Genomic DNA, 1,138 nt, shown 5'->3' on the forward strand with positions numbered 1-1,138 from the left:
CTGGGCCAGCGCTGCCGCGCGCTTTGGAACGAGCTGACGCACCCTCAATACAGCGGGCTGAGTGTGGCCGAAGTGCTGGAGTTGGAGCGCGCTGAACTGATGCCTGTGCCAGCGCCATTCGACGGTTACGTCGAGCGGCCTGCGCGGGTCTCCAGCACCTGCCTGGTCAGCGTCGGGCGCAACCGCTACTCGGTGCCGTGTGAGTACGCGGGTAAGTGGGTCAGCAGCCGTTTGTATCCGACGCGAATCGAGGTGGTGGCTGACGACGCGCTGATCGCCAGCCATGTCCGCTTGCTGGATCGCGACCAGGTCAGCTATGACTGGCAGCACTACCTCCCGCTGATCGAACGCAAGCCCGGTGCGCTGCGCAACGGCGCGCCCTTTGCTGATCTGCCGGCGCCGCTGCGTCAGCTTAAGCACGGTCTGGGGCGTCATGCCGGCGGTGACCGGATCATGGCGCAAGTTCTGGCTGCCGTACCAGTCGCCGGGCTCGATGCGGTGCTGGTGGCTGTTGAGCTGGTACTGGAAAGCGGCAGCCTGAGCGCCGAACACATCCTCAATGTCGTGGCGCGCCTGGCCGCGACCGAACCACCACCCAGCGTCGAAACCCACTTGTCGCTCAAGGAAGCCCCCGTCGCTAACACGGCGCGCTACGACCGCCTGCGTGGCCAGGCCGAGGAGGTCGGTCATGCGTGATTTGATGGCGGAACTCAAGGAGCTGCGCCTGCACGGCATGGCCACGGCCTGGGCGGAGTTAACTGCACAGGGTGAGTCGAACACAGCCTCGTCCAAGTGGCTGCTCGAACACCTGCTGGAACAAGAGCACACAGATCGCGCCATGCGCTCGGTGAGCCACCAGATGAACATGGCCAAGCTGCCGATGCACCGCGATCTGGCCAGCTTCGATTTCAACGCCTCTAGCGCCGACGCACGCCTGATCAGCGAGCTGGCCAGCCTGGCCTTTACCGACACCGCGCAGAACGTGGTGCTGATCGGTGGGCCAGGCACCGGTAAAACCCACCTAGCCACCGCGCTGGCCGTGTCCGGCATCACCCGGCACGGTAAGCGCGTGCGCTTCTACTCCACGGTCGATCTGGTCAATCTGCTGGAGCGCGAAAAACACGACGGCAAAGCCGGG

The 1,138-nt window shown here is 65.0% G+C and carries 2 pseudogenes; both read left to right on the forward strand.

What is annotated here, in order from left to right:
* Positions 1-696, forward strand: a pseudogene (istA, locus tag AAEZ08_RS22710) (IS21-like element ISPst3 family transposase); the annotation flags it as partial.
* Positions 689-1,138 (forward strand): annotated as a pseudogene (istB, locus tag AAEZ08_RS22715) (IS21-like element ISPst3 family helper ATPase IstB); the annotation flags it as partial. The pseudogenes istA and istB, both read left to right, overlap by 8 nt.

This window comes from Pseudomonas sp. E45-MNA-CIBAN-0222, from assembly GCF_040310405.1.
GTDB lineage: Bacteria > Pseudomonadota > Gammaproteobacteria > Pseudomonadales > Pseudomonadaceae > Stutzerimonas > Stutzerimonas stutzeri_AC.